This is a genomic window from Dyadobacter sp. HNCC25DJ183 (assembly GCF_056895175.1).
The window spans coordinates 548,030-572,883 of sequence record NZ_JBXHAP010000002.1; the positions used below are offsets into that span (position 1 = coordinate 548,030).

Annotated in this window: 24 protein-coding genes; 12 read left to right on the top strand and 12 right to left on the bottom strand. The window is 46.2% G+C overall.

Annotated elements, in window-relative coordinates; genetic code table 11:
• Window positions 1-2 precede the first annotated feature (2 nt).
• The gene (locus AC1XTG_RS06350) at window positions 3-2,411 is read left to right on the top strand and encodes a hypothetical protein (RefSeq protein WP_484841380.1); all 2,409 of its coding nucleotides are present in this window, start codon (window positions 3-5) and stop codon (window positions 2,409-2,411) included.
• A 5-nt stretch (window positions 2,412-2,416) separates the two neighbouring features.
• Here the strand turns inward: AC1XTG_RS06350 and AC1XTG_RS06355 are convergent, their stop codons facing one another.
• Window positions 2,417-2,878 (bottom strand): Lrp/AsnC family transcriptional regulator, encoded by a 462-nt coding sequence (locus AC1XTG_RS06355; RefSeq protein WP_056280169.1) that lies wholly within the window; start codon window positions 2,876-2,878, stop codon window positions 2,417-2,419.
• A 168-nt stretch (window positions 2,879-3,046) separates the two neighbouring features.
• Between AC1XTG_RS06355 and AC1XTG_RS06360 the strand changes: the two genes are divergently transcribed.
• Together AC1XTG_RS06360 and kbl are read left to right on the top strand one after the other, a co-directional pair.
• Window positions 3,047-4,000, top strand: coding sequence for an NAD-dependent epimerase/dehydratase family protein (locus tag AC1XTG_RS06360; protein WP_056280171.1), 954 nt, complete (start codon window positions 3,047-3,049; stop codon window positions 3,998-4,000).
• A gap of 107 nt (window positions 4,001-4,107) precedes the next feature.
• Window positions 4,108-5,295, top strand: a complete 1,188-nt coding sequence (gene kbl / locus AC1XTG_RS06365; protein WP_484841381.1) for a glycine C-acetyltransferase — start codon at window positions 4,108-4,110, stop codon at window positions 5,293-5,295.
• An 80-nt stretch (window positions 5,296-5,375) separates the two neighbouring features.
• Here the strand turns inward: kbl and AC1XTG_RS06370 are convergent, their stop codons facing one another.
• A complete protein-coding gene (locus AC1XTG_RS06370; RefSeq protein ID WP_056280177.1) occupies window positions 5,376-6,167 on the bottom strand; it encodes a transglutaminase-like domain-containing protein in 792 nt (263 codons plus the stop codon).
• Between the two features lie 180 nt (window positions 6,168-6,347).
• Between AC1XTG_RS06370 and AC1XTG_RS06375 the strand changes: the two genes are divergently transcribed.
• The 4 genes from AC1XTG_RS06375 to AC1XTG_RS06390 all read left to right on the top strand — a co-directional run bounded on the left by AC1XTG_RS06375 (window position 6,348) and on the right by AC1XTG_RS06390 (window position 10,021).
• A complete protein-coding gene (locus AC1XTG_RS06375; RefSeq protein WP_056280179.1) occupies window positions 6,348-6,881 on the top strand; it encodes a YceI family protein in 534 nt (177 codons plus the stop codon).
• 124 nt (window positions 6,882-7,005) lie between these two features.
• The gene (locus AC1XTG_RS06380; RefSeq protein ID WP_056280182.1) at window positions 7,006-8,358 is read left to right on the top strand and encodes a neutral/alkaline non-lysosomal ceramidase N-terminal domain-containing protein; all 1,353 of its coding nucleotides are present in this window, start codon (window positions 7,006-7,008) and stop codon (window positions 8,356-8,358) included.
• A gap of 11 nt (window positions 8,359-8,369) precedes the next feature.
• Window positions 8,370-9,452 (top strand): Gfo/Idh/MocA family protein, encoded by a 1,083-nt coding sequence (locus AC1XTG_RS06385; protein WP_484841382.1) that lies wholly within the window; start codon window positions 8,370-8,372, stop codon window positions 9,450-9,452.
• Window positions 9,453-9,463: 11 nt separating this feature from the next.
• Entirely contained in the window at window positions 9,464-10,021 is a 558-nt protein-coding gene (locus AC1XTG_RS06390) for an acyl-CoA thioesterase (protein ID WP_484841383.1), read from the top strand.
• Window position 10,022: 1 nt separating this feature from the next.
• Here AC1XTG_RS06390 and AC1XTG_RS06395 read toward each other — a convergent pair whose 3' ends face one another.
• On the bottom strand, window positions 10,023-11,582 hold the full coding sequence (locus tag AC1XTG_RS06395; RefSeq protein ID WP_484841384.1) for a helicase HerA-like domain-containing protein: 1,560 nt from the start codon (window positions 11,580-11,582) through the stop codon (window positions 10,023-10,025).
• 218 nt (window positions 11,583-11,800) lie between these two features.
• Here AC1XTG_RS06395 and AC1XTG_RS06400 point away from each other — a divergent pair, with 218 nt between their 5' ends.
• From AC1XTG_RS06400 to AC1XTG_RS06415, 4 genes are all read left to right on the top strand, one after another.
• Complete coding sequence (locus AC1XTG_RS06400; RefSeq protein WP_056280193.1) at window positions 11,801-12,829, top strand: alpha-E domain-containing protein; 1,029 nt, start codon at window positions 11,801-11,803, stop codon at window positions 12,827-12,829.
• A 56-nt stretch (window positions 12,830-12,885) separates the two neighbouring features.
• Window positions 12,886-13,626 carry a proteasome-type protease gene (locus AC1XTG_RS06405; RefSeq protein ID WP_056280197.1) on the top strand — a complete coding sequence of 247 codons (741 nt, stop codon included), beginning with the start codon at window positions 12,886-12,888 and terminating at the stop codon, window positions 13,624-13,626.
• 133 nt (window positions 13,627-13,759) lie between these two features.
• Window positions 13,760-15,163 carry a phosphoglucosamine mutase gene (gene glmM / locus AC1XTG_RS06410; RefSeq protein WP_484841385.1) on the top strand — a complete coding sequence of 468 codons (1,404 nt, stop codon included), beginning with the start codon at window positions 13,760-13,762 and terminating at the stop codon, window positions 15,161-15,163.
• Window positions 15,164-15,187: 24 nt separating this feature from the next.
• A complete protein-coding gene (locus AC1XTG_RS06415; RefSeq protein ID WP_056280203.1) occupies window positions 15,188-16,336 on the top strand; it encodes a cysteine desulfurase family protein in 1,149 nt (382 codons plus the stop codon).
• On the opposite strand, the gene hemH is transcribed toward AC1XTG_RS06415, so the two are convergent.
• From hemH to AC1XTG_RS06460, 9 genes are all read right to left on the bottom strand, one after another.
• On the bottom strand, window positions 16,337-17,410 hold the full coding sequence (gene hemH / locus AC1XTG_RS06420; protein WP_056280207.1) for a ferrochelatase: 1,074 nt from the start codon (window positions 17,408-17,410) through the stop codon (window positions 16,337-16,339).
• Between the two features lie 76 nt (window positions 17,411-17,486).
• A complete protein-coding gene (locus AC1XTG_RS06425) occupies window positions 17,487-18,437 on the bottom strand; it encodes an N-acetylornithine carbamoyltransferase (protein ID WP_056280210.1) in 951 nt (316 codons plus the stop codon).
• Window positions 18,438-18,497: 60 nt separating this feature from the next.
• On the bottom strand, window positions 18,498-19,634 hold the full coding sequence (locus AC1XTG_RS06430) for an aspartate aminotransferase family protein (protein WP_056280213.1): 1,137 nt from the start codon (window positions 19,632-19,634) through the stop codon (window positions 18,498-18,500).
• Window positions 19,635-19,649: 15 nt separating this feature from the next.
• Complete coding sequence (locus AC1XTG_RS06435) at window positions 19,650-20,036, bottom strand: type II toxin-antitoxin system VapC family toxin (protein WP_484841386.1); 387 nt, start codon at window positions 20,034-20,036, stop codon at window positions 19,650-19,652.
• Window positions 20,015-20,242, bottom strand: a complete 228-nt coding sequence (locus tag AC1XTG_RS06440) for a hypothetical protein (RefSeq protein WP_056280215.1) — start codon at window positions 20,240-20,242, stop codon at window positions 20,015-20,017. Before AC1XTG_RS06440 ends, AC1XTG_RS06435 begins: the two co-directional genes overlap by 22 nt.
• A gap of 52 nt (window positions 20,243-20,294) precedes the next feature.
• Window positions 20,295-21,317, bottom strand: coding sequence for an N-acetyl-gamma-glutamyl-phosphate reductase (gene argC, locus AC1XTG_RS06445; protein ID WP_484841387.1), 1,023 nt, complete (start codon window positions 21,315-21,317; stop codon window positions 20,295-20,297).
• Window positions 21,314-21,685: a four helix bundle protein gene (locus tag AC1XTG_RS06450; RefSeq protein ID WP_484841388.1), complete on the bottom strand. Its 372-nt coding sequence runs from the start codon at window positions 21,683-21,685 to the stop codon at window positions 21,314-21,316. The genes argC and AC1XTG_RS06450 overlap by 4 nt, the downstream gene beginning before the upstream one ends.
• A 109-nt stretch (window positions 21,686-21,794) precedes the next feature.
• Window positions 21,795-22,994 carry an argininosuccinate synthase gene (gene argG, locus AC1XTG_RS06455; protein ID WP_484841389.1) on the bottom strand — a complete coding sequence of 400 codons (1,200 nt, stop codon included), beginning with the start codon at window positions 22,992-22,994 and terminating at the stop codon, window positions 21,795-21,797.
• Window positions 22,995-23,129: 135 nt separating this feature from the next.
• Window positions 23,130-23,858: a GNAT family N-acetyltransferase gene (locus AC1XTG_RS06460; protein ID WP_056280227.1), complete on the bottom strand. Its 729-nt coding sequence runs from the start codon at window positions 23,856-23,858 to the stop codon at window positions 23,130-23,132.
• Between the two features lie 324 nt (window positions 23,859-24,182).
• Between AC1XTG_RS06460 and aat the strand changes: the two genes are divergently transcribed.
• On the top strand, window positions 24,183-24,803 hold the full coding sequence (gene aat / locus AC1XTG_RS06465; protein ID WP_056280229.1) for a leucyl/phenylalanyl-tRNA--protein transferase: 621 nt from the start codon (window positions 24,183-24,185) through the stop codon (window positions 24,801-24,803).
• Window positions 24,804-24,854 lie beyond the last annotated feature (51 nt).

The following is a 24,854-nucleotide window of genomic DNA, read 5'->3' on the forward strand; positions in this document are numbered from 1 at the left end:
TCATGTGTAAACTCGCGAGGTTCTTTATTCATATCTTTTTGCTGATCGCATTTCCGCTCGTTGCCAGCGCGCAGGAAGATCCCATGGTTACTTCTATGAAGCAGCGCTTTGATTTATATACAGGGCGCGCTGTGCAGGAAAAGCTGTATGTGCATTTGGACAGGCCTTTTTATCTGGTAGGAGAGACCCTCTGGTTCAAAGCGTACCTGCTCAATGGCGCCACACACCGGTTCCTTGATCTGAGCAAAGTAGGTTATCTGGAAATTTTGGATCTGGATAACAACCCGGTCGTGCAAACCAAATTCTCCATGCGGGAAGGGAAGGGGAATGGAGCAGTGATACTGCCCGCTGCGATTATCAGCGGAAATTACAAAGTGCGCTGCTATACCAACTGGATGAAGAATTTTGGTGCAGATCAGTTTTTTGAAAGTACAGTGTCCATTGTCAATCCATTTGTCAGGTTCGAGCCCGACCGTACCGTGAAAGGTGAAAGCAAGTACGATGTACAATTCTTCCCGGAAGGCGGACGGCTGGTTCAGGGGCTGGAAAGTAAAATCGCATTCCGTGCAGTCGCGGCCGATGGAAAGGGAATCCGGTTTAATGGAGCTATTGTCAATGCGCAGAATGATACCATTCAGAAATTTACGCCGTCAATTAATGGAATAGGCAGTTTTACATTTACCCCCAGGGAAAGCGAGACTTACAAGGCTTACGTTACCGATTCAAAAGGCACCCGAGCAGAGTATGCCCTTCCCGCAGTTGAGGGACAGGGCTTTGTAATGCAGGTAAAGGATTCGACGGACCAGTGGCTCAAAGTGTCCGTAACTGCAAAGCTGAACACCGACGAGCCCGTATACGTTTACATGCTTGCGCACACCCGGCAGGTAAATCCGGTGATCGAGAAAAAGCCGCTGATAAGAAACAGGACGTTTTTCCTGGTTGATAAAACCAAGTTGGGCGAAGGGATTTCGCATATCACGATTTTCAATGAGAAAGTGAAGCCGGTTTGTGAGCGGCTGTATTTCAAGCGGCCCCAGAGTAAGCTCGACCTGGAAGCAAATTTGGCTAAAACATTTATCACCCGCGAAAAAGTCGCGCTGAACCTTACCGCGAATGTAGCTGCGGCGGCTGATCAGATGACAAACCTGTCAGTGGCTATTTACCTCGAAGATTCCATTCACGCCGATCCTCAGCAGGATATCGCAAGTTACCTCTGGCTCAATTCCGATTTAAAAGGAACTATTGAATCACCCGGTTATTATTTCAGCAATGTTAACAGGGATACCGATCAGCAGCTCGATAATTTAATGCTTACGCACGGCTGGCGCAGGTTGAAGTGGGAGAATGTATTCGGTAACCAGCCGCCCAAATATGAAAATGTGCCTGAATACGACGGCCACTTCATTACGGGTCGCATTGTGAGCAGGGAAGACGGAACTCCGGCCAAAGGAAAAGATGCATTCCTGGCCGCGCTCGACGTTCCGGCGAGGTTATATGTTGCGCAAAGTGATCAGAATGGAAAGGTAACCTTTGAAGTGCGCCGCTTTGAAGGACCGAAGGAGATCACGGTACAAACCAATCTCGCAATGGATTCAACTTATAAGTTCGAGATCGCGAGTCCGTTTTCCAAGCAGTTTTCCGGTAATGCGCTGCCCGGTTTCTTTTTTGACAAAACCCTGGAAAACCAGTTACTGACACGCACGATCAATATGCAAACCGGCAACTCCTATCTGCCCCGGGTTTATACGCAGAAGAAAGCTACATTAACTGATTCGGTCGCATTCTTTGGTGTTCCCGATGAGAAGTATTTCCTCGATGATTTCACCCGCTTTCCAACAATGGAAGAGGTTTTGCGGGAATATGTAAAAGGAGTATTGGTGAGAAGAAGACAGAAAGAGTATCATTTCAGGATGATAGACAAGCTTTTGCCAAACACTTACTATGATACCGATCCCCTGATCCTGGTGGACGGAATTCCCGTGTTTGACGCGGACAAGATCATTGAATTTGACCCATTGAAGGTGAAAAAAATAGAAGTACTGAACTCACGGTACTTCCTGGGGCCGCTGACATTTACCGGAATTGTAACCTTTACGACTTACGGGAATGATCTGGGCGGGTTTGAGCTGGATCCGAAAGTGCTAGTTCTGCCTTACGAAGGCGTGCAGGCGCAACGCGAGTTTTATGCTCCCAAATACGATGCAGCCAGCGCAAACAGCCGCATTCCCGATTTTCGCAACCTGCTCCACTGGGCACCGAATGTAGTGACCGACAAAAGCGGAAAAGCGGCGCTTGAATTTTACACCTCCGACCAAACAGGTAAGTACCAGGTTGTGATCCAAGGAATTACACCAGCTGGCGTGGCAGGTAGCAAGCAGTTTTCTTTCGAGGTCAACAAAAGAAATTTCTGATCAGGTCAGATATAAAATTCAGAGGTATGCTTGATCTCTTTCAGTACGAAAGTGCTGTTCAGCACGCCGATATTGTCGATTTTGGATAGCTTGTATTTGACGAAATCGTGGTATTCGTCGAGACTGGATACATTGATTTTAAGTAAAAAATCCACTTGCCCCGCCATGTGGTAACATTCCTGTACTTCATCCAGGTTCTGGATTTCCTGCTCAAACTTCTCGATAAAAGCTTCATTATGGTACCGCATTGACACCTGACAAATGGTGGTAACGTGGCGGTTGATCAGCTTTTTGTCGAGGATAGCCACATAGTGTTTGATGTAGCCAAGACTTTCCAGCCGCCTGATCCGCTCGTAGACCGGGGATATCGTCAGATTTAGCATCGTAGCGATTTCCTTGGTCGTTTTTTTTGCATCTTTTTGAAGAATGCGGAGGATTTTGGTATCGATTTTGTCCAACTGTTCCATGGTGCAATAATATTTGCTGCTGCAAGGTAAGCTGTGGCAGCTAAAAAGTGATTTTTACCAAAAAATAATCATTGTACGGTAAAGTTTCCTGCTGAATGTGCTGTTTGTTGAAAATAAATTTCTTAAACGGCAAATTGCAAGTGATTTATGCTTTAAACAAGAATCCCTATGAAGTCAGAAAATGTTTTGGTAATCGGGGCAAATGGTCAGATCGGTTCTGTTTTGGTGGAGTACCTGCGGGAGATCTATGGGATCAATCACGTTGTAGCCTCCGACCTTCGCAAACCGGAATTGGAAAAAGGCATTTTTGAGCTGCTCGACGCGACAGACGCAAATGCGCTTGCGGCGATTGTGAAAAAACATAAGGTTACCCAGATTTATCATCTGGCCGCGATCCTCTCTGCGAAAGGCGAGCAGGAACCTTTGAAAACCTGGCACATTAACATGCAGACTTACTTCAATGTGCTGGAAGTTGCAAGAGAAAATGACGTTCAGAAAATATTCTATCCGAGCTCGATCGCGGTCTTCGGCGACCAGGTTGATGTGCGGGCAGAACAATGGTCTTACCTGGATCCGGGCACCGTTTACGGGATCAGCAAGGCCGCTGGGGAAAACTGGTCGAATTACTATTTTAAAAGATACGGGCTGGATATCCGCTCAATCCGTTATCCGGGCATTATCGGCTACCAATCCATGCCAGGCGGAGGTACCACGGATTATGCGGTCGACATTTACCACAAAGCAGTAAAGGGAGAGTTGTTTGAATGCTTTTTGAGGGAAGATACAACACTCCCGATGATCTATATCACCGATGCAATGGACGCAACAGTGCGGCTGATGGAAGCGCCGGCTGAGAAAATCACTGTCAGAACAGGATATAACCTGGCGGGAACCAGCTTTTCTCCAAGAGAGATCGCAGCCAGTATCAGCAAGTTCATTCCCGATTTCAGGATTACTTATAAGCCCGACTTCCGCCAGCAAATCGCAGAATCGTGGCCACAGGAAATTGACGATACCCAGGCCAGAAAAGACTGGGGCTGGCGCGCATCTTACAACCTCGACAAGATGACAGAGGAGATGATCAAAGAATTGACTATCAAATACAAGCCGGTAAAGCACTAGGTAAGTAAATTGATGATCAGGTGAGTTGTCTGGTCATTGGGTCAAACAGATCATTCACTAACTCACACATTCACACATTCACTCATTCACTCATTCAAAATTAAACCATGTACGGATCAATTCAGGCAGAACTGGAAAAAGAGCTTGACGCTATCAAAGATGCGGGCTTATATAAAAAGGAGAGAGTTATCACTACGCCGCAGGCAGCAAATATTGCCACTACCGACGGGAAAGATGTGCTTAACTTTTGTGCAAATAACTATCTCGGACTATCGTCACATCCGGAGGTGATTCAGGCGGGGATAGAGGCGATCAAAACGCACGGTTTTGGAATGTCGTCGGTACGTTTTATCTGCGGTACCCAGGACATTCATAAGGAACTGGAAAGAAAAACAGCCGAATTCCTGGGGACGGAAGATTGCATATTGTACGCAGCTGCATTCGATGCAAATGGTGGTTTGTTTGAACCTTTGCTGAACGAGCAGGACGCGATTATTTCCGATGAACTTAATCACGCCTCACTGATCGACGGTATCCGTTTGTGCAAGGCAAAACGCTTCCGCTACAAACACAACGACATTTCAGACCTGGAAGCACAGTTAAAGGATGCGGCAGGAAGCAGAAGAATCCTGATCGTAACTGACGGAGTGTTTTCAATGGACGGAACCATCGCGCAGCTTGATAAGATCTGTGACCTGGCAGAACAATATGGCGCAATGGTCATGATAGACGAATGTCACGCTACCGGATTCATGGGAAAAACAGGCCGCGGCTCTCACGAGTTCAGGAATGTAATGGGGCGCATTGATATCATTACGGGCACTTACGGCAAAGCATTGGGCGGCGCCTCGGGCGGTTTTACGGCGGCCAAAAAGGAAATCGTTGAAATCCTGCGCCAGCGTTCAAGACCCTATCTTTTTTCAAATACGCTTGCGCCATCTATTGTCGGCGCGTCCATTAAGGTACTTGACCTACTCTCGTCTTCAACTGCGCTGCGTGATAAACTGGAAAAAAACACCGCTTATTTCCGCAAGGCGATGACGGAAGCGGGCTTCGATATTCTACCCGGCGAGCATCCGATTGTTCCTATCATGCTTTACGACGCCAAGCTTGCGCAGGAATTTGCTGCCAGGTTATTAGAAGAAGGAATTTACGTGATCGGCTTTTTCTACCCCGTTGTTCCGCAAGGGAAAGCAAGGATCCGCGTACAAATATCCGCCGGTCACGAGCAGGAACACCTAGAAAAAGCCGTAGCAGCTTTCACAAAGGTAGGGGTCGACTTGGGAGTTATTTAAAAAGGGAGGAAGGAGGAAGGGGAGGATGGAGGAAGGGAAAAATCTTCCTCCCTTTCTTCCCGTTCCTCCCTTTCCTCCTTCTATTCTATCAAATGTGCTTCTACGTGCAGTGACTGTAATGTCGCATTGCCGTACTGGGTAACCATCGCTACATCCGCGGCGTCGCGACCGTGGGCAATTTCAATGCGATAGCCTTCGGTTTTCTCCTGAACAGCGTCAAACGTATACCATTCTCCCCCTATAAATACCTCAAACCACGCATGCAGGTCCATTACTTTGAGCCTGTCGAGATACCCTACTGTCATTCTTGTAGGAATGCAAAGGTTTCTGCAAAGGGCGATGGCCAGGTGCGTAAAGTCACGGCACACCCCTATACGATTGCGGGCCAGATCCAGCGCTGTTGTACTCGCATCTGTCACACCGTACTGGTAAGTAATGTTATTATGAATCCACGTCCGGATCGCCTCTACCTGCTCATATCCCGGTGTCCGGTTGCCGGCAATTTCCATCGCCAGCATGTTGATTTCATGTAAGTCCGACTGACAATACCTGCTTGGCAGGATATAATGCATCACATCATCAGGCAGGTCGCCTACAAGCACGTAGCCGGGAGGCGGACTGGGGATTGGTTTCGTGGCATTTACCTGAGCCTGTACTTCGGTAGTGATTACTACGCGGCCGACAGGCAGAATGGTTCTTTGGCAAGGATTGCCGTAAATATCAATGTATTCTGAAAAAGGTACCGCGGGTTCGATATTAAAGCCTTCCTGGATAATAGATTGACCTTCCTGACGACGAGGCCGGAGCATCGTGGTCACGGTAGTGGGAGCGTATACATCGTACGTGAATACGCTTCTTCCCTGCATTTTCATGTGGCGCGGATTTATGTTTAGTAAATATAATGATAAGGTATGATGTATAAATCACGTGCCGTTTATCTTCTTGTAAACTCTATATGCGTTCTGAATTAAAACATGTTAATACACGTTTCTTAGCTGGAATGCTATTTTTGGTGTTCGTCGCAGTATGTAGTATTTAAATTTTCATTACCTATGGCAGTTACAAAATGGATCGTAGACCCCGCACATTCTGAGGTTCAGTTCAAAATCAAACACCTCGTTATTTCAACGATTACAGGCTCATTCAATAACTTCGAAGGCGGCGCTACTTCCGACCTTAGCAATTTCGAAGATGCAGAAATCCACTTCTCTCTCGATGTAAGCAGTATTGATACCAATATAGAAGCCCGCGACAAGCATTTAAGGTCAGCAGATTTCTTTGACGCTGAGCAATTCCCGCACATTACTTTTCAATCCAATTATTTTCATAAAGTCAAAGGTGACAACTACAAGCTTTCCGGTCTGCTTACCCTAAAAGGTATCACCAAACCCATTGAGCTGGACGCAGAATACGGCGGCTCCGAAAGAGATGCCGATGGAAATATTAGAATCGGGTTCGAAGTCGAAGGCAGGTTGAGCAGACAGGAATTTGGTCTGAATTACATGCAGCTGACCGATTCCGGCGGACTTGTGATTGGTGAAGACGTAAAACTCATCGCGAATATTCAGCTGGTTAAGCAATCCTGATCTAATTCGCAGTTACAGCATACATCCCGCCGGCTCAGCTGACGGGTTTTTTGTTGTATGAGGATATCAGAGGGGTGTTTTCCTTTTATATTTGGTCGGTTTAAATCTTCAAAAATGCCCTTCCATGAGATTTCTTAGGATTCTGCTGCGGATCATCGGTTCAATCGTTTTGATTTTGATATTGATCCTGGCGGTGCTTGTCACGACAATGGACAAAACGCCCTACAAGGAAATGCCTTATTACAGGCAATGGAAGGAAATAATAGGGAAGGTTGAACCCATCAAACCGGATTCTCCCGGCGAATTGAAGGCAGGCTGGGCGAAAGTCAATATTACGCCCGCTTCTCCCACACCGACTGCCGGCTATGGTAACAGAAAAGGCCGTTTATACACTGCTGTTCACGACTCCGTATATGTACGCGCCATTGTAATTGATAATGGAAAAACAAAAGCGGCGATCGTCTCCGCTGACCTGCTTATCATTCCGCCGACGGTCACTAAAATCCTGCAAGCCAGGCTGACAGAAAAAGAGATTCCATTTGATCAGGTTTACTTCGGGGCTACGCATACTCATAACAGTGTAGGCGGCTGGGGTACCGGCGTTTCTTCCTTGTTTTTCTCCGGAAAATACGATCCCGCTATTGTGGACCGGCTTGCAGACGCATTTTATACCGCCATTACGCAAGCAAAAGCCAATGTGGAACCCGTTGCACTGACTTACCTCGAATCTGTGGACACACTGGATATCAGAAATCGCCTGGTAGGGGAGGAAGGCGGGGTGGATCCTGAAATCCGCTCAGCGGCGTTTGTGACCAAAACAGGCAAAAAAGCTATTCTGAGCTCTTTTGGCGCGCATTCCACGGTTTTAAATTCCAAAACGATCATCCTTTCCCGCGACTATCCCGGTATGTTGGTTGACTCGCTGGAAAACGGAAGATATAACTTCGCCATGTATATGGCAGGCGCAGTAGGCAGTATGGCTCCGATCGAGAAAGGAACCGATGATTTTGATGAGGTTAAAAATCAGGCGTTTGGTGTACAGAATGCATTGTTATCACCAGCTACTTCGAAGGAACCCAGCAAAGAAAATGTGATCCGCTCGTTAACCCTCCCTTTGCCACTCCGTGATCCTAGTCCGCGGTTAACAATGGGTTTGGTTTTAAGATCCTGGGCTTTTAAGAAAGCATTTGGTGAGTATCCGGTTTTTGTAAAAGCACTGCGCGTCGGCAATATGCTGATGGTGGGAATGCCCTGCGATTTTTCGGGTGAGCTGGTCGCGGAATTGGATGCATATGCGAAGTCAAAGGGGCTTAACCTGCTTGTTACCAGCTTTAATGGCGGTTATATTGGCTATATTACCCACGATAAGTACTTCGATAGGGATTTGTATGAAACCAAAACAATGAGCTGGTACGGTCCATACAATGGAGCCTATTTGCAGGAAGTAATTAAAGATATTATTGATAAAATGTCTTAAACACCTTGACTATGAAAGCATTTCTCCTGTTGATTTTAGGTATGATCAGCGTACAAACAATTGCACAATCGCCGGTGAAGCTGGCGGTAGCCGGACTTACACACGGACACGTGGGCTGGGTTTTCAACAGAGCTAATAAAACCGATATTGAGCTGGTCGGCATTTATGAAACAAATCCGGAGCTGGTGAAGGAGTTTTCTGAGCGATATAAACTCGATAAGAAGCTCTTCTACTCCGACCTCAACAAAATGCTGGATGAAACAAAGCCACAGGCAGTATCTGCATTCGGGGCAATCAGTGAGCATATTATGGTTGTCAAAGCCTGTGCGCCGAGGAAGATCCACGTGATGGTTGAAAAACCCCTGGCTACTACATTTGCCGACGCCAAAGAAATCCAGCGGCTCGCAGAGAAGAACAACATTCAGGTGCTGACCAATTTTGAAACTTCCTGGTATGCAAGCAATCAATATGTGAAAGAGCTGGTGGAACAAGGCAAGCTGGGCGAGATCAGGAAAGTAATGGTTAACGACGGGCACCAGGGGCCGAAAGAAATCGGTGTAAGCAAAGAGTTTTTAGAGATACTTACCGATCCTGCGAAAAACGGCGCGGGGGCATTGGTGGACTTCGGCTGCTATGGCGCCAATCTGATGACCTGGCTCCTGAAAGGCCAGCGACCTGTTTCGGTTACCGCCGTAACTCACCAGAACAAGCCCGAGATTTACAAGAATGTTGACGATGAAGCCTCCATTATTCTGCAATATCCCAAGGCGCAATGCATTATTCAGGGTTCGTGGAACTGGTCGTTTGCGCGCAAAGACATGGAAGTTTTTGGAAATAAAGGCTATGCAGTGGCTGTAAATCCGACGGTAGTGCGGCAGCGTTTACAGGAAAAGACGCCGGAAGAAACAATCAAGCTCGATCCGCGCCCAGCTCCTTTTACAGACCCGTTTTCTGTGCTGGCAGATGTAGTAACCGGTAAACTTACATTGGAACAAAATGATATGTACGGATTGCCAGTGAATGTGACAGTGGTTGAGATTCTTGAAACAGCCGAAGAAGCTGCTAAGACTGGAAAAACGATATTTTTGAAATAAGCAGATTATATATGGAACCGCGCTCGGTGAGATTTTCACAAACCACTCTGACAGAATTGATGATCCCGGCTTATGCCAACTTTGGTGGTAAGATCCACGGCGGGATCCTATTATCGCTCATCGACAAAGTGGCGTACGCGTGCGCATCCCGGCATGCAGGTACCTATTGTGTGACAGTGTCCGTGGACGGAGTTGACTTTTTGCAGCCCGTCGAAGTTGGCGATCTTGTGTCGCTGCACGCATCTGTCAATTACGTGGGACGGACTTCGCTGGTGATCGGTATACGCGTCATTGCTGAGAATGTGAGGAACCGTACGGTCAGGCACACCAATACCTCGTATGTGACGATGGTGGCCAAAGGGGAGGATGATAAACCAACTCCCGTTCCCGAGCTGCTTTTGGAAAATGAAGAAGATGCACGGCGCTTTCTGGAAGCAATCAAGCGTAAAGAGCTTCGCGGGATTTACCGGGATGCATTGGATAATGCAAAAACCCGGCTAGATGTCCAGAATAATATGGATCAACTAGCCGGGCATCGTTGCGTGGTGGGCTGGAAAGTCAAAAAGTAATTTAGAACCCGAAAAATCCGCCGCTTTTCTTCGTGGTACGTGACCGAGTCGTTTTACCAAATAACATTCCAAAAACGCCTCTGACAACCTCCCGGCCGATTTGCTTTGCCAAAGGAGAATTCAGTGCTTCGGAAAGCATTCCTTTTTCCTCCTTCTGTTTTTTGACCTCGGTTACTTCCTGTTTGGTCTCTTCTTCTGCTTTGGCGTGTGCTTCCATCCGCTTTGTCAGCATTTCATAAGCACTTTCCGGATCCAAAGGATCTTTGTATTTCTGGTAAAGACTGGATTGCTGCACGTGCTGGTCGTAATCCGCCTGTACCATTGGTCCCATTACCGAAGTGGGCGGAAGCAGGTGCGTTGCAGCTACCTCGGTCGGGATACCTTTTTCATTCAAAACCGTGATCAATGCCTGTCCGATCCCAAGCGTTGTAAGTACCTGGTCAATCTCGTAAAAGCTTGACTTGGGATATGTTTTTACGGTTTGTTTCAATGCATCTGCATCCTGCGGCGTGAATGCTCGCAACACGTGCTGAACACGATTACCAAGCTGAGATAATACCGAAACCGGAACATCCTGCGCCATTTGCGTACAAAAGAATACACCCACGCCTTTGGAGCGTATCAGCCTGATCACCTGCTCTATCTGGTCGAGAAATGCCTTTGGTGCATCTTTGAACAGTAAATGCGCTTCATCGAGGAAAAACACGAGCTTCGGTTTGTCGAGGTCTCCTGCTTCGGGCAGCTTCTGGTAAAGTTCAGCCAAAAGGCTCAGCATGAATGTGGAGAACAATGCCGGCTTATCCTGCACGTCGGAGATATTAAGCAGGCTGATAATTCCCTGTCCGTCTACGCGATCAATGAGGTCGCTGATATCGAATGATCTTTCACCAAAAATACTGCCAACGCCCTGCTGCTCCAGTGCAACGATCTTACGGAGAATAGTGCCGGCAGTAGAGCTGGAAATGCTTCCATAGTCACCTTTGATCTCCGCGGCACCCGGCCCTTCCGATAAATAATTGAGGACTTTCTTTAAATCATTCAGATCGACCATTGGGAGATCCTTGTCGTCGGCATATTTGAAAAGGATAGCCAGCACGCCGGATTGCGTATCGTTCAGTTCGAATATTTTGGATAATAAAATTGGCCCGAATTCGAGAATGGTAGCTCGCATTTGTGCGCCTTTTTTACCGCTCAGGGAATATAGTTCAACCGGATAACCTTTTGGTGTAAACACATTGCCAAGGACTTGCGAACGTTCTTCAAGTGCTGCATTGGACTTTCCCGGCTGGGCTATTCCTGAAAGATCACCTTTGATATCTGACATAAAAACGGGTACGCCTGCTGCTGAGAGCTGTTCGGCGAAGACCTGTAATGTGCGTGTTTTACCGGATCCGGTAGCTCCTGCGACCAGCCCGTGGCGGTTCATCATACGCAGCGGGAGACTTACCTTGGCCTCACTGATGATCTCACCGTCCAGAATGGCAGAGCCCAGGTGGATAACAGGTTTGTCAGTCTGGTATGATTTCTGGATTGCAGCAGTTAACTGTTCTTTTTTCGACACGTTTACTCCGGTTTTAGGTTATGATATGATATTTTACAAAATTTAAATGTTTCGGGAATATTCCAAGTCAGTGCTTGCATTTTTACAAAATGAGAATCTTTCGTGATACTTTATTACTTTTCGCATAATCTTGTATATGCAAAATTTTATTAGGTATTTTGGTAGAACTGCTTAACGAATATTCTGATTATCAATTTTAGAGACAATACTTACCATTTATGCTAAGCCGAGTTGCGAATTCAATTTACTGGATGAACCGTTATATGGAGCGGGTTGAAAATTATGCACGCTTTGTAGGAGTTAACTTCAATCTCGCCCTGGATTTGCCGCCCGATGTAGATGAACAATGGGAGCCGCTCCTGATCGCAACTGCCGACCATTACCTTTTTTATAAATACTACGATAAGCCTACGAAAGAGGATGTAATCCACTTCATGACTTTCGACAAGCGCAATCCCAACTCCATTATCAGCTGTCTGTACGAAGCCCGCGAGAATGCACGTACGATCCGCGAGACGATATCAAAGGAAATGTGGGAGAGTATCAATACATTTTACCTGTCTATTCGTGAAACATCGCCGGACCATTTTCGGAATATGGACCATATGCAATCCTATTTCACGGATATCCGCAAAAGCTGCCAGCTGTTCCACGGCGTGGTGGATACTTCCATTACGCGGAATGAGGCCTGGCATTTTGGGCGCCTTGGTCGTCACATTGAGCGCGGCGACAAATGCTCGCGGTTTCTTGATGTGAAGTACTTTACCCTGCAGCAGGACTCCGGAACTTCGGGTTCCACACTCGACCTGATGCTCTGGACTGCGGTGCTGAAATCGGTAAGTGCTTACAATATGTACCGTCAGACGCACCGTGCGCTTACTTCCATGAACATTGTAGCTTTTCTGATCCTTGATAAGCTATTTCCCCGGTCTATCGCCTACTGCGTGCGCCAGGCGGAGCTTTCGCTTTATGCGATTGCGGGCTCCATTCCGGAAAGAGGCCACACCAATCCCGCTGAGCGTGCATTAAGTAAAATCCGCGCAGAGCTGGAATTCACAGATGTGGAGGAGATTTTCAAAACCGGCCTGCACGAGTACCTGGATACATTTCAGACCAAAAATAACGAGATCGACAGCGCTATTTTTGATATGTATTTCGGACTGGATAAGGGGCAGTCACAAAGTCAGTCACAAAGCCAAACGATGGGCCAGAGCTTCGGTCAATTTAAAACCCAGTGGATGAACTGAGTGCAAAACTTTCATAACTTAGCGACCCACTTTTTATCAGAGAGAGCCGCAAAGACATGACATATTGCCTTGGTATCAAAGTAGCATCCGGCCTGGTCGCCATTGCTGATACGCGCCTTACATCCGGAACGGAGGTTTCCACCAACAAGAAAGTTTCCGTTTACCAATCCAGCAAGCATTCGATATTCGTGATGACATCGGGCCTTCGGTCTGTCCGTGACAAAGCGATCACCTATTTCAAGGAAGTGCTGGAAGAACGTGACTCTTCGTTCAACAAGCTCTACAAGGCGGTAAATGCATTGGGGGAGCAGGTCAGGCGCGTTGCGGACGAGGACCGGTCGGCTCTGAATGCGGCCGGGTTATCTTTTAATCTCTTCGCCATTATCGGCGGCCAGCTCGAAAATGACTCCGAGCATAAACTTTTTCTCCTGTATCCCGAAGGCAATTGGGTGGAAGTGGGCGACGGTTCTCCTTTTATTATTATCGGAAATTCGGGTTATGGAAAGCCACTGTTGTACCGTAGCCTGAAATTCGATTCGAGCATGCACGATGCATTAAAAATCGGGTTCCTATCTTTTGATTCAACGCGGGTCAGCTCCAATGACGTGGATTATCCCATTGATGTGGTAATGTATACAAAAGACTCTTTTGAGATTGTTGAGCATCGTTTTGAGAAGGACGATCTGGATTATGTGGGCAAACAATGGAGTGCATTGCTAAGCAATTCGGTACAAAAGCTGCCGCTGCAATGGATGGATCCGGTCTTTACAAAAATGGGAGAAGTGGCAAAGAACTGACGCAAATGGAAGCGATTTTTACGGGTATACGTCAGCATCCGGAAACTCAGACACGCTATTAGTTGTAGAAAAATCTAAGGGCTGAGAGGGAAATTTAGTATTTTTACAGCAAACAAAAGAGATACACCAGAACGTGACGTTAATTAAATCTATCTCCGGAATCAGAGGTATTGTGGGTGGAAAATCCGGGGAGGCACTGACTCCGATTGATGTAGTGAAATTTGCAGCTGCATACGGAACCTGGCTGAGGCGATCGGATCCACAGAATTCAAAAGTTATTATTGGCAGGGATGCGCGACTTTCCGGTGAAATGGTTAGTCGGCTTGTGGCAGGTACATTGCAGGGAGTAGGTCTTCATGTTGTGGACCTGGGCCTTTCTACTACGCCAACTGTCGAGATTGCTGTTACCAATGAAAATGCGGCAGGTGGAATCATTCTGACAGCCAGCCATAATCCCATTCAATGGAATGCATTGAAGCTGTTGAACCACGACGGAGAATTTATATCCGAAGCGGAAGGAGCAGAGGTTTTGCGCATTGCCGAGCAGGAAGATTTTGCATTTGTCGATGTGAAAAAGCTGGGCAGCTACGAGTCAGACGATACTTATCTGCAAAAGCATATTGATCAGGTACTTGCATTGTCATTGGTAGATGTGGAAGCGATCAGGAATGCGAATTTCAAGATCGTGGTGGATGCGGTTAACTCTACCGGCGGGATCGTTGTTCCGATGCTTTTGGAAGCGCTGGGAGTTGATCCCAAGAACATCAAAAAACTCAACTGCGAGCCGACGGGCAACTTTGCCCATAATCCCGAGCCGCTGCCGGAACATTTGCGTGAAATCAGCAAAGAGCTCAACGATGGTGCATACAACCTGGGAATAGTAGTTGACCCGGATGTGGACAGGCTGGCGCTCATGTGCGAAGACGGCACTCCGTTCGGCGAAGAATATACCCTGGTAGCTGTCGCTGATTATGTGTTGAAAAATACACCCGGTAACACCGTTTCCAATTTATCCTCCACAGCTGCATTGCGCGACGTGACTGTCAAAGCTGGCGGCGAATATTTTGCTTCTGCAGTAGGAGAAGTGAATGTGGTCAATATGATGAAAGCCAACCATGCGATCATCGGTGGGGAAGGAAATGGAGGGGTGATTTATCCGGAGAGCCACTACGGTCGCGACGCGCTGGTTGGTATCGCCCTGTTCCTGACGCATTTGGCCAAATTCGGCAAAACTGCATCAGTGCTGCGCAGGTCTTACCCGAATTACTATATTTCAAAAAATAAGATTGAGTTGACGGCGGACATTGATGTTGATAATATTCTAAGCCGCATTCAGAACCGCTATTCCAAGCAGCCGCTTAACACAATTGACGGCGTACGGATCGAATTCAATAAAGAATGGGTTCATTTAAGAAAGTCAAACACCGAACCCATAATCAGGATCTATTCCGAGTCGGAAACGCAGACTACGGCGATTAACCTGGCAAACAAGATCATTTCGGATATCAAGGAAATTATTTCCGAGCCGAAACAATGAGTCAGAAGTAATAACAAGAGTAATATGAAAGCTTATCTGGATAACGCCGCTACTACCCAGCTTGACCCGGAAGTATTGGAAGTGATGCTTCCATTAATGACGGAGCAGTTTGGTAACCCCTCTTCCATTCATTCATACGGAAGAGCTGTTCGCTCATCAATAGAGCGTGCACGAAAAAGCATAGCGGGTATCCTGAATGCAGCTCCGGCTGAAATATTTTTTACTTCCGGCGGAACAGAAGCGGATAATACAGCGATCCGCGGCAGCATAGAAACACTGGGCCTGAAACACGCGGTTACTTCCCGGATCGAGCACCATGCTGTTTTACATACCCTCGAACACCTGAGCAAAGCTGGCACGATCAAGCTGAGCTATGTCAATCTGAATGAAAAAGGCGAAGTGGATCTGGAACATCTGGAAACGCTGCTCGCTACCAACAGCCGTTCGCTTGTTTCATTAATGCACGGCAACAATGAGATCGGGAACTTACTGGATCTGGAAGCAACAGGAGATATCTGCGAGAAATACAATGCAGTTTTCCACAGTGACACCGTACAAACAATGGGTCACTTCCCGCATGATCTACAAAAATTAAAAGCCAACTTCATTGTCGGTGCGGCGCATAAATTCAATGGTCCGAAAGGAGTAGGGTTTTTGTATGTACGTCCGGGCATTAAAATCGCACCGTTTGTCCACGGAGGCGCACAGGAGCGTAATATGCGCGGCGGTACCGAGAACATTTACGGTATTGTAGGTCTGGCGAAAGCATTGGAAATTGCTTATCGCGATATGGACGCGCACCGTCAGCATATTGAAGGTTTGAAATCAAGAATGATCGAGAACCTGAGAAGTAAAATCGATGGCGTATCGTTCAATGGAAACTCTGCTGATCTTGGTAACAGCTTGTACACTGTACTGAGTGTAAGCTTGCCACCCTCCGATATCAGCGATATGTTGCTGTTTAATCTGGATATTGCCGGGATTGCAGTTTCAGGCGGCAGCGCATGTTCAAGCGGGACAGACATTGGTTCACATGTATTGAATGAACTTCAGATCGATCCCGATCGCGCCAATGTTCGTTTTTCATTCGGCAAATACAACACCGAAGCGGAAATCGATTATGCGGTCAATACACTGGCGGATCTATACAAAAAAGAGGCTGTAAGCCTCTGATTAACTTCTTTTATTGGTAATTAAGTCTTCGAGCGTCTCAATCCAGCTATCGCTGTCGTTGAGACTTTCAACCAATTGCCAATGCTGTCCGCCTTCTTTCTCAAACAACTCTTTGTACTCTTCGCCTACCTCAATGGTTGTTTCCAAACAATCGGCCACGAAAGAAGGAGAGAATGCAAGTACGTTCTTTACCCCTTTTTTGGTTAGTTCCGGGATCACTTCATCTGTGTAAGGCTTGATCCAGGGCGTTTTGCCAAGTCGGGACTGGAAGCAGGTCGTATATTTTCCTTCCGGTATTCCCATTGCTTTTACAAGTAGCCTGGTTGTTTCAAAACTCTGCGCCCGGTAGCAATGCTGATTTCTATGGTCAAGCTTATCGCAGCAGCTGCCAAACTGGCAAAAGCTGTTGGTTACATCGCCTTTGGTAATCTGGCGCTCAGGTAAACCGTGGTAGCTGAATACGAAATGATCATAGTTTCGCTGTGCCATGTATTTTTTACCTAAATCGGCAAATGCCTGAATGAACTTGGGATGATCCAGGAAACGGTTAATAAAACGTATTTCCGGCAAAACCTCCCAATCCTGCACTACACGCATTACTTCTTTATAAACCGAGCCAGTCGACGCAGAAGCGTATTGTGGGAAAAATGGAACTACTATAATTTCAGAAAGGCACTGTTCACGCAGGTTTTTCAATGCACCTTCAATGCTCGGGCTTTGATAGCGCATTGCCAGCTCCACCACGTAATCGCTGCCCAATGCAGTTTGCAACTTCTCTTTAACGGAATAACCGTATATTTTCAATGGAGATCCATCGGGCCGCCACAGTTGTTTATAAACTTTGGCTGATTTAGGTGCTCTGAATGGCGCGATGATCAGGTTGATCAGAAACCACCTGTTTATATAAGGAATATCAATGACCCGCTCATCCATCAGGAATTCGCGGAGGTACTTGCGTACATCCGGCACCGACGGGCTGTCTGGCGTGCCGAGATTGACGATCAAAACACCAGTTTTGCCAATGGTCTTATTATTACTAGAAGGAATTGGCTGGGCCAAAGTGTCAGTATGCATTATTGTTTTTATCAAAGTCCGGACTATCTGTTTAAAATGATTCCGGAGTTTTAAAAGTTCGTGTTTTCTGTTTTAATCACTGCATCCCGAGTAAAATCTCCCGTAGTACAGCCTGCGCCGACCATTCACGGTTTGCAGCTTCTTCGATTACGAGAGATCTTGGCCCGTCGAGTACCTCATCGGCTACCTTCATATTCCTGCGCAATGGAAGGCAATGCATGAACTTACCATTATCTGTCAGCGCCATTTTTGCTTCGGTGATCATCCACGAAGGATCGTCGGTAAGTACCTGTCCGTAGTGCTGGTAAGACGACCAGTTTTTTCCGTAAACGAAATCTGCACCTTCCAGTGCCTTATTCTGGTCGTAGATCACCTGACCTTTTCCAACAAATTCGGGTGCCAGATCATAACCTTCCGGGTGTGTGATTACGAGCTCTACATCCATCGGATTCATCCATTCACAAAAAGAATTGGCCACAGCCTGCGGCAATGCCTTGAAATGGGGAAGCCAGGTTAGCACTACTTTCGGGCGCTGCTTGATCTTAAATTCTTCGATTGTAATGCAATCTGCGAGCGACTGCAAAGGGTGGCGTGTCGCTGATTCCAGATTCACGATCGGAACCTCTGCATATTTCTTAAACTGCTGGAACACCTGCTCCGAGTAATCCTTTTCCCGATCCTGCAAACCTGCGAATGAGCGGATCCCGATAATGTCGCAATAACTTCCGATAACGGCAGCCGCTTCTTTCACGTGCTCGGCTTTGTCTCCATTCATGATCACACCCTCCTCCATTTCGAGGCCCCATCCATCTTGTCCCACATTCATGGTAATCACGTTCAGGCCAAGATTTTGAGCCGCTTTCTGGGTACTTATCCTTGTCCTGAGACTGGAATTGAAAAACAACAATCCGATTGTTTTGTTTTTCCCCAATTCAATATCCCCGAATGGATTCCGTTTGGCGGAAATGCCGCTGCTAATCAGCTGGCTGAGATCTGTGACGTCGTTAATGGAAAGGAAGTGGTTCATTCAGTTTAGTATTCTGACAAAATTAGATACTGCGGCAAGGCCGGTTTTGGATAGATTATATTAAATGCTTGTAACAGCGACTTCTTTCTTTAAAGCTTCAAGGAAAAGATCTGCTTCCTCTTTGCCCAATGCAAGCGAAGGTAGCAGGCGGATTGTATTTGCGCCTGCCACTCCGGTAAACATCTTATGTTCAAAGAGCAGCTTGTTGCGCAGGTCTTTTACAGGGAAATCATATTCTATTCCGATCATTAATCCACGTCCTCTTAATTCTTTATAACCTCCGATTTCCTTGATTCCTTCAAAAAGGTACGCTCCGATTTCAGCTGCGTTTTCGATCAGGTTTTCTTTTTTCATTATATCGAGCACAGCAACCCCGGCTGCGCACGCCAGGTGGTTTCCGCCGAATGTGGTACCCAGCAGTCCATAGCTCGCCTTGAACTTTGGAGAGATCAGAATACCTCCGATTGGAAATCCGTTGCCCATTCCTTTGGCCATCGAAATGATATCGGGATCAATGCCGCTGAATTGGTGTGAAAAGAACTTGCCGGTTCTTCCGTACCCGCATTGTACGCTGTCGACAATCAGCACTGCACCGGTTTCGTCGCATTTGCGTCTGAGTGTCTGGAGGAATTCGTCAGTACATACGTTGATACCCCCGACCCCCTGGATCCCTTCCACGATTACGGCGCAAACTTCTTCCGTGATTCCCTCACTCGCTGCCTGAACATCGTTGAAAGGCAGAAAGGTAACGTGTTCTTTGTAGTTGATCGGTGCTACGATCGAAGGGTTGTCGGTAGCGGCCACTGCTCCGGCTGTGCGGCCGTGGAATGATTTGGTAAAAGAGATCACTTTCGTCCTTCCATTGTGAAAAGACGCAAGTTTCAATGCATTCTCATTGGCCTCGGCGCCTGAGTTGCAGAGAAAGAGTTTGTAGTCGGGATAGCCGGACAATTCACCCAGCTTCTCTGCCAGCTCTTCCTGCAATGAGATTTTTACAGAATTGGAATAGAAACTGATTGCACCCAGTTGCGTAGTAAGCTTTTCAACATATTCGGGGTGGCAGTGACCGACTGAAATCACCGCGTGTCCGCCGTAAAGATCCAGGTACTTTGTACCGTTCGAATCCCATAAATAACTCCCCGCCGCCTTTACAGGCTCTATATCGTAAATAGGGTAAACATCAAATAAATGTGACATTCTGGATTAGTATGATCAGGCAAGTATCAGGTTTTCAATTCGCTGAAAATGCCCTTGGTTTAACGTTTTAACAGGCAAATGAAAGGTAATGGCAGAAGCTGCTATAAATATATCCCGGAATTCTATCATTAAGTTTCGCCTTCGAAGGTTGTGATAGATTTCGGCGGCATTTACAGAAACTTCTTCATTAAACGGTAAAACGGGAATTCCGTCAAGGAGAATTCTGACGTCATTTTTCTTGTCATCGTTTGTAGCTCCCATCATCAACTCGTAAACAGTTACAGCAGATACAAATAAAGAAGCGTCGTTTGGTAACGACGCCAAAATGGTCTTTGACTTATCAGATTTCCTGAGAAATTCGATGAATATGAAAGTGTCGATTACCATTCCGGAATTTTCCAATTGTTGACACTTTTAGAGTTTTCTGTAATCACAGCAATGTCATCGTCGCTCCACGTAGACACACTCTTGATTTTCTTCTTCCATTCAGATAGGTCACTGTCGTGTTTACGCACTTTCTGCTGAATCAAAAGTATGTCCGCATAAGCGAGTAACAGCCTTCGATGCGGCTCATTCAACTGATCAAATGTTTGAAGTAAATCGTTCATAAGGCTAGCTCTTATAAAAGCGTCTGATCCATTACAAAAATAAGAAAATGCGCTAAAATGCCGGCGCTTTCAATTTCAATCCCGCTTTTTCAGGTAAGCCGAAAGCAATGTTCATATTCTGGACTGCTTGTCCGGACGCACCTTTGGTCAGGTTATCAATGATGCTCGAAATCAGCAATTGTCCGTCGTGTACTTCCAGGTGGACAAGGCATTTGTTTGTATTAACAACCTGTTTCAAATCTATCGGTACATCGCTGACGTGCGTAAACGGATGTGATTCGTAATAGCTTTTGTAAATCGCATTTGCTTCTTCGAGACTCCCGTCAAAAGGCGTATATACATTTGCCATGATACCTCTTGTAAAATCACCGCGGTAAGGAACAAAGTTGACAGCTTCCGAAAAGCCCGCCTGCAACTTGCCGATACTCATTTTTATTTCGGTCAAATGCTGGTGCGTAAAAGCTTTGTAGATAGACATATTGTTGTTTCTCCACGTAAAATGCGTAGTCGCGCTCAAAGCCTGGCCTGCACCGGTGCTGCCGGTTATTGCGCTCACATGCACTGCATCTTTTATCAAGCCTGCACTGGCCAGTGGTAAAATAGCCAGTTCAATGCTGGTGGCAAAACAACCGGGGTTTGCAATTCTGTTTGCACCAATTATAGCGCCTCTCTGAAGTTCCGGTAGACCGTAGACAAACCCTTCTGACTCGTTTCGGAAATCGGTGCTCAGGTCGATCACTTTCAGTGTTTCTGACAGAGCATGTGCATCCAGGAATTTCTTCGATTCACCGTGGCCCGAACAAAGAAAAATGGCATTCAGCTCCGGCTGATTCAAAAGTTCCTGCGTATCCTCACCTGAAAATACCAGGTCTGTATCTCCCAGCAAATCCGTATGCGTAGCATGTACCGGTTTTCCTGCCTGGCTTTTACTATGCGCGAAGGCGATATTCACATTCGGGTGGTTGACTAAAATTCGAATCAGTTCCCCGCCTGTGTAGCCCGCCGCGCCTATTATTCCGATATTGATGGAGTTTACAAGTTCGGAGTTTATGAGTTTATGAGTATCTGAATTCATGATATTGTGTTTCTAGCTGATCTGACCGTTTTGATCAAAGAGACTATCATTGCTTTAATTTCTTTTAAATCACTGTTCTTTTCTTCGAAAGTTTGAAAAGTTATGTATTGCAAATCTTTGGATAAAAGCATGTAATATTCTGTCTCGTGCAACGATCCAAGTGACATCTGAAAATAGTTGGCAATGTCAGGTGTCTTATTCTTACCACAACCCTCAGCCAAATTCGCTGCTACAGAAATTCCTGATCTTCTAATTTGTGAGACGAGCCCGAAGGTTTCAGTTTTAGGAAACCCATCAGTGATCTTATAAATATCCAAGACCATTTTATGTGCCTTCTGCCAAACTTTAAGCTCCTGATAGTTCTGCATGTGTATCAATCACGAATTTTAAAAAACCAAACTCATAGATTCTTGACTCATAAACTCTAAACTCATGAACTCTAAACTCATGAACTCTAAACTTAGGAACTCAAAACAGCTACTCAGTCGACTCACTAACCTTCTGATAAATCATCACCTGGTTCGAGGCTACTTTCGAGAAGCCGCGTACGTCGTCGCCGGTCCATGCATTGTTCATTTCACCATAGCTGCCGAATTTTGATGACATTAAGTCGAATGGAGATTCAATACCTTCCACATGGAAGCGGTAAGGTGCCAGGTAAACGTGCACTTTGCCGGTAACGTGAGATTGCGTATCTGTCAGGAAAGTCTCGATATTCCGCATAACCGGCTCTACAAACTGTCCTTTATGCAGCAAGCTTCCGTACCAGTTAGACAATTGTTCTTTCCAGTACAGCTGCTGCTCGCTCAGCACGTGTTTTTCCAAAGTATGGTGGGCTTTGATAATGATCAATGGCGCCGCAGCTTCAAAGCCAACGCGGCCTTTGATACCGATAATCGTGTCACCTACGTGAATATCACGACCAATGCCAAAAGACTGCGCAATTGCTGCAAGCTTCTGAATCGCCTCCACCGGATTTTCAAAACTTTCGCCGGCGACCCCCTTTAATTCTCCCTTTACAAATTCAAGCGTAATGCTCTCAGGTTCTGTTTTTGAAATTTGGGTTGGCCAGGCGGACTCTGGGAGGTATTTTTCAGAAGTAAGCGTTTCTTTTCCGCCTACCGAAGTTCCCCAAAGTCCTTTATTAATACTATAAGCAGCTTTTGCCCACTCGCGGCCCACTCCTTTATTAGTCAGATATTCAATTTCAGCTTCACGCGAAAGTTTCAGATCGCGGATCGGCGTGATGATTTCTGCGTCAGGAATAATAATCCTGAAAGCCATATCGAAACGAACCTGATCATTTCCTGCGCCTGTACTTCCGTGTGCAATCGCATTGGCACCGATTTCCTTGGCATATTCCGCTACTGCTACCGCCTGAAATACACGCTCTGCACTTACAGAAAGCGGATAGGTATTGTTTTTCAGAACGTTACCGTAAATGAGGTACTTAATGCAATCATTATAATACTCACTGGTTTTCGAAATGGTCGCGTGCTTTTTCACACCCAGGGAATAGGCATTTGCCTCAATGGTTTTGAGTTCTTCGTCCGAAAAACCACCGGTATCCACCAATACTGAATGGACCTCGTAGCCTTTGTCTTCGGCTAAATACTTTACACAAAAAGAGGTATCTAATCCTCCGCTGAATGCTAATACTACTTTCGGTTGTGACATTATATTGAACTTAATCTGACTGGATTCTTGAATAGAGGTACAAAGTAAACAAAAAAATACCTCGCATCGGGCTTGTTAAAGCTGCCGGGCGAGGTATTTAAAAGATATATAAAATCTGTAAATGAATGTGCTACTCTAATGTACGAGCACAGCCCCGGCGTTTTTCTTTTTAGCACGTTCTTCCCTTCGCAGCAAAATGCGCTGCTTAATGCGCATCCAGCGCTCGTAGAGACTCGACTCTTTCAGAAAATCCCAGGAATGCTTTTCTTCAACCACTACGCCATTGTTCACGGGAGCAGCAGGCTCTTTTTCAACCGGATCGTACATCATTCCGGTGCAGAGGCAGTGTTTTCTGCCGGTACGCGTAAGTACATCGTAGTTCACGCAGCTCGCACATCCTTTCCAGAATGCATCATCGGCAGGCAGCTCGCTGAATGTAACCGGTTCGTAACCCAGGTCCGAGTTGATTTTCATTACAGGCAAACTGGTCGTTATACCAATGATTTTGGCGTCGGGATACTTCTTACGGGACAGCTCGAAAGCTTTCATCTTGATCGCTTTTGCCATACCGCTGTTGCGGAAATCAGGGTGTACGATCAATCCCGAGTTAGCTACAAACTTTCCGTGCTCCCAGGTTTCTATATAACAAAATCCAACCCATTCGCCCGTATCAGTAGTAGCGATAATCGCTTTACCTTCCACCATCTTTTCCATGATGTACACCGGAGAACGTTTGGCTATACCGGTACCACGCTTTTTAGCGCTTTCCTCCATTTCAGCACAAATTACTTCGGCGAAACTGAGGTGATTTTCATTGGCAGTCTGAACGATGAACTTACTGCCCACTACTTCGGTATTTTTCATTGATGGCGATTCTGACAAAAATTCGAAAACAATAATTACTACACCCAGATTAAAACGATGGGACGTTTAGAACTTGTAAGAAAAATGGGGGTAAAAGATTTTACCACGTAGGTAAAAGATAATTATGCGGTCCGCGGGGACCTGAATCGGAAAGGCGTAGTATGAAGGACAGTATATGTGCCGTTGTTATTCATTGACTTTCAAGCGAGTCTAAGAAGGTGCAAATTTTGAAAAAAAAATTATCACACCAAAGAAACAGAAGATATATTTTTATGGTTCGGTTTCAATGAAAGTTTTCAATTACAGTAGCCCAAGTACCTCTTCATGTCAGCTCTAAACCCGGACGATATTCTAAACGGTTACATCAACGGAATATTTCCAATGGCCGAAGCTGATGGGACAATTTATTGGTATTCGCCCAACCCCAGGGCCATTATCCCGATCGACACCTACAAACCTTCCCGGTCTCTCCGACCTGTATTGAACAGGAATTATTTTGAGATCAGGGTAAATACAGACTTCGAAGGAGTAATGCGGGGATGCTCTGCACCCAGGGTAAAGGAACCGGGTACCTGGATCTCAGAGGATATCATCGCCAGCTATACCGAACTGCACCGTTTCGGCTACGCGCATAGTGTGGAAGCTTATCGTGAAAACAGGCTTGTAGGGGGACTTTATGGCGTCTCGATCAATGGTGTATTTTTCGGAGAATCGATGTTTACGGTAGAGAGCAATGCATCCAAAGTGGCATTTCACTACCTGATCCAGATTTTGAAACACAACAAATTCGTGTTGCTTGACACGCAGTTCATCAACGATAATGTGCTTCGTTACGGGGCGATTGAGATCCCGCGAGAGGAATACCTCGATCTGCTGCATAAAGCGTTGAAAGTGAAAGTCCGGTTCAATGGTGTCCCGTTCACGCCGGGAGTGCAGCTAAACTAAATGCGCCATTTCCTCAGAAATAATTTAATTTTGGTCAAAATCCTTTACCTG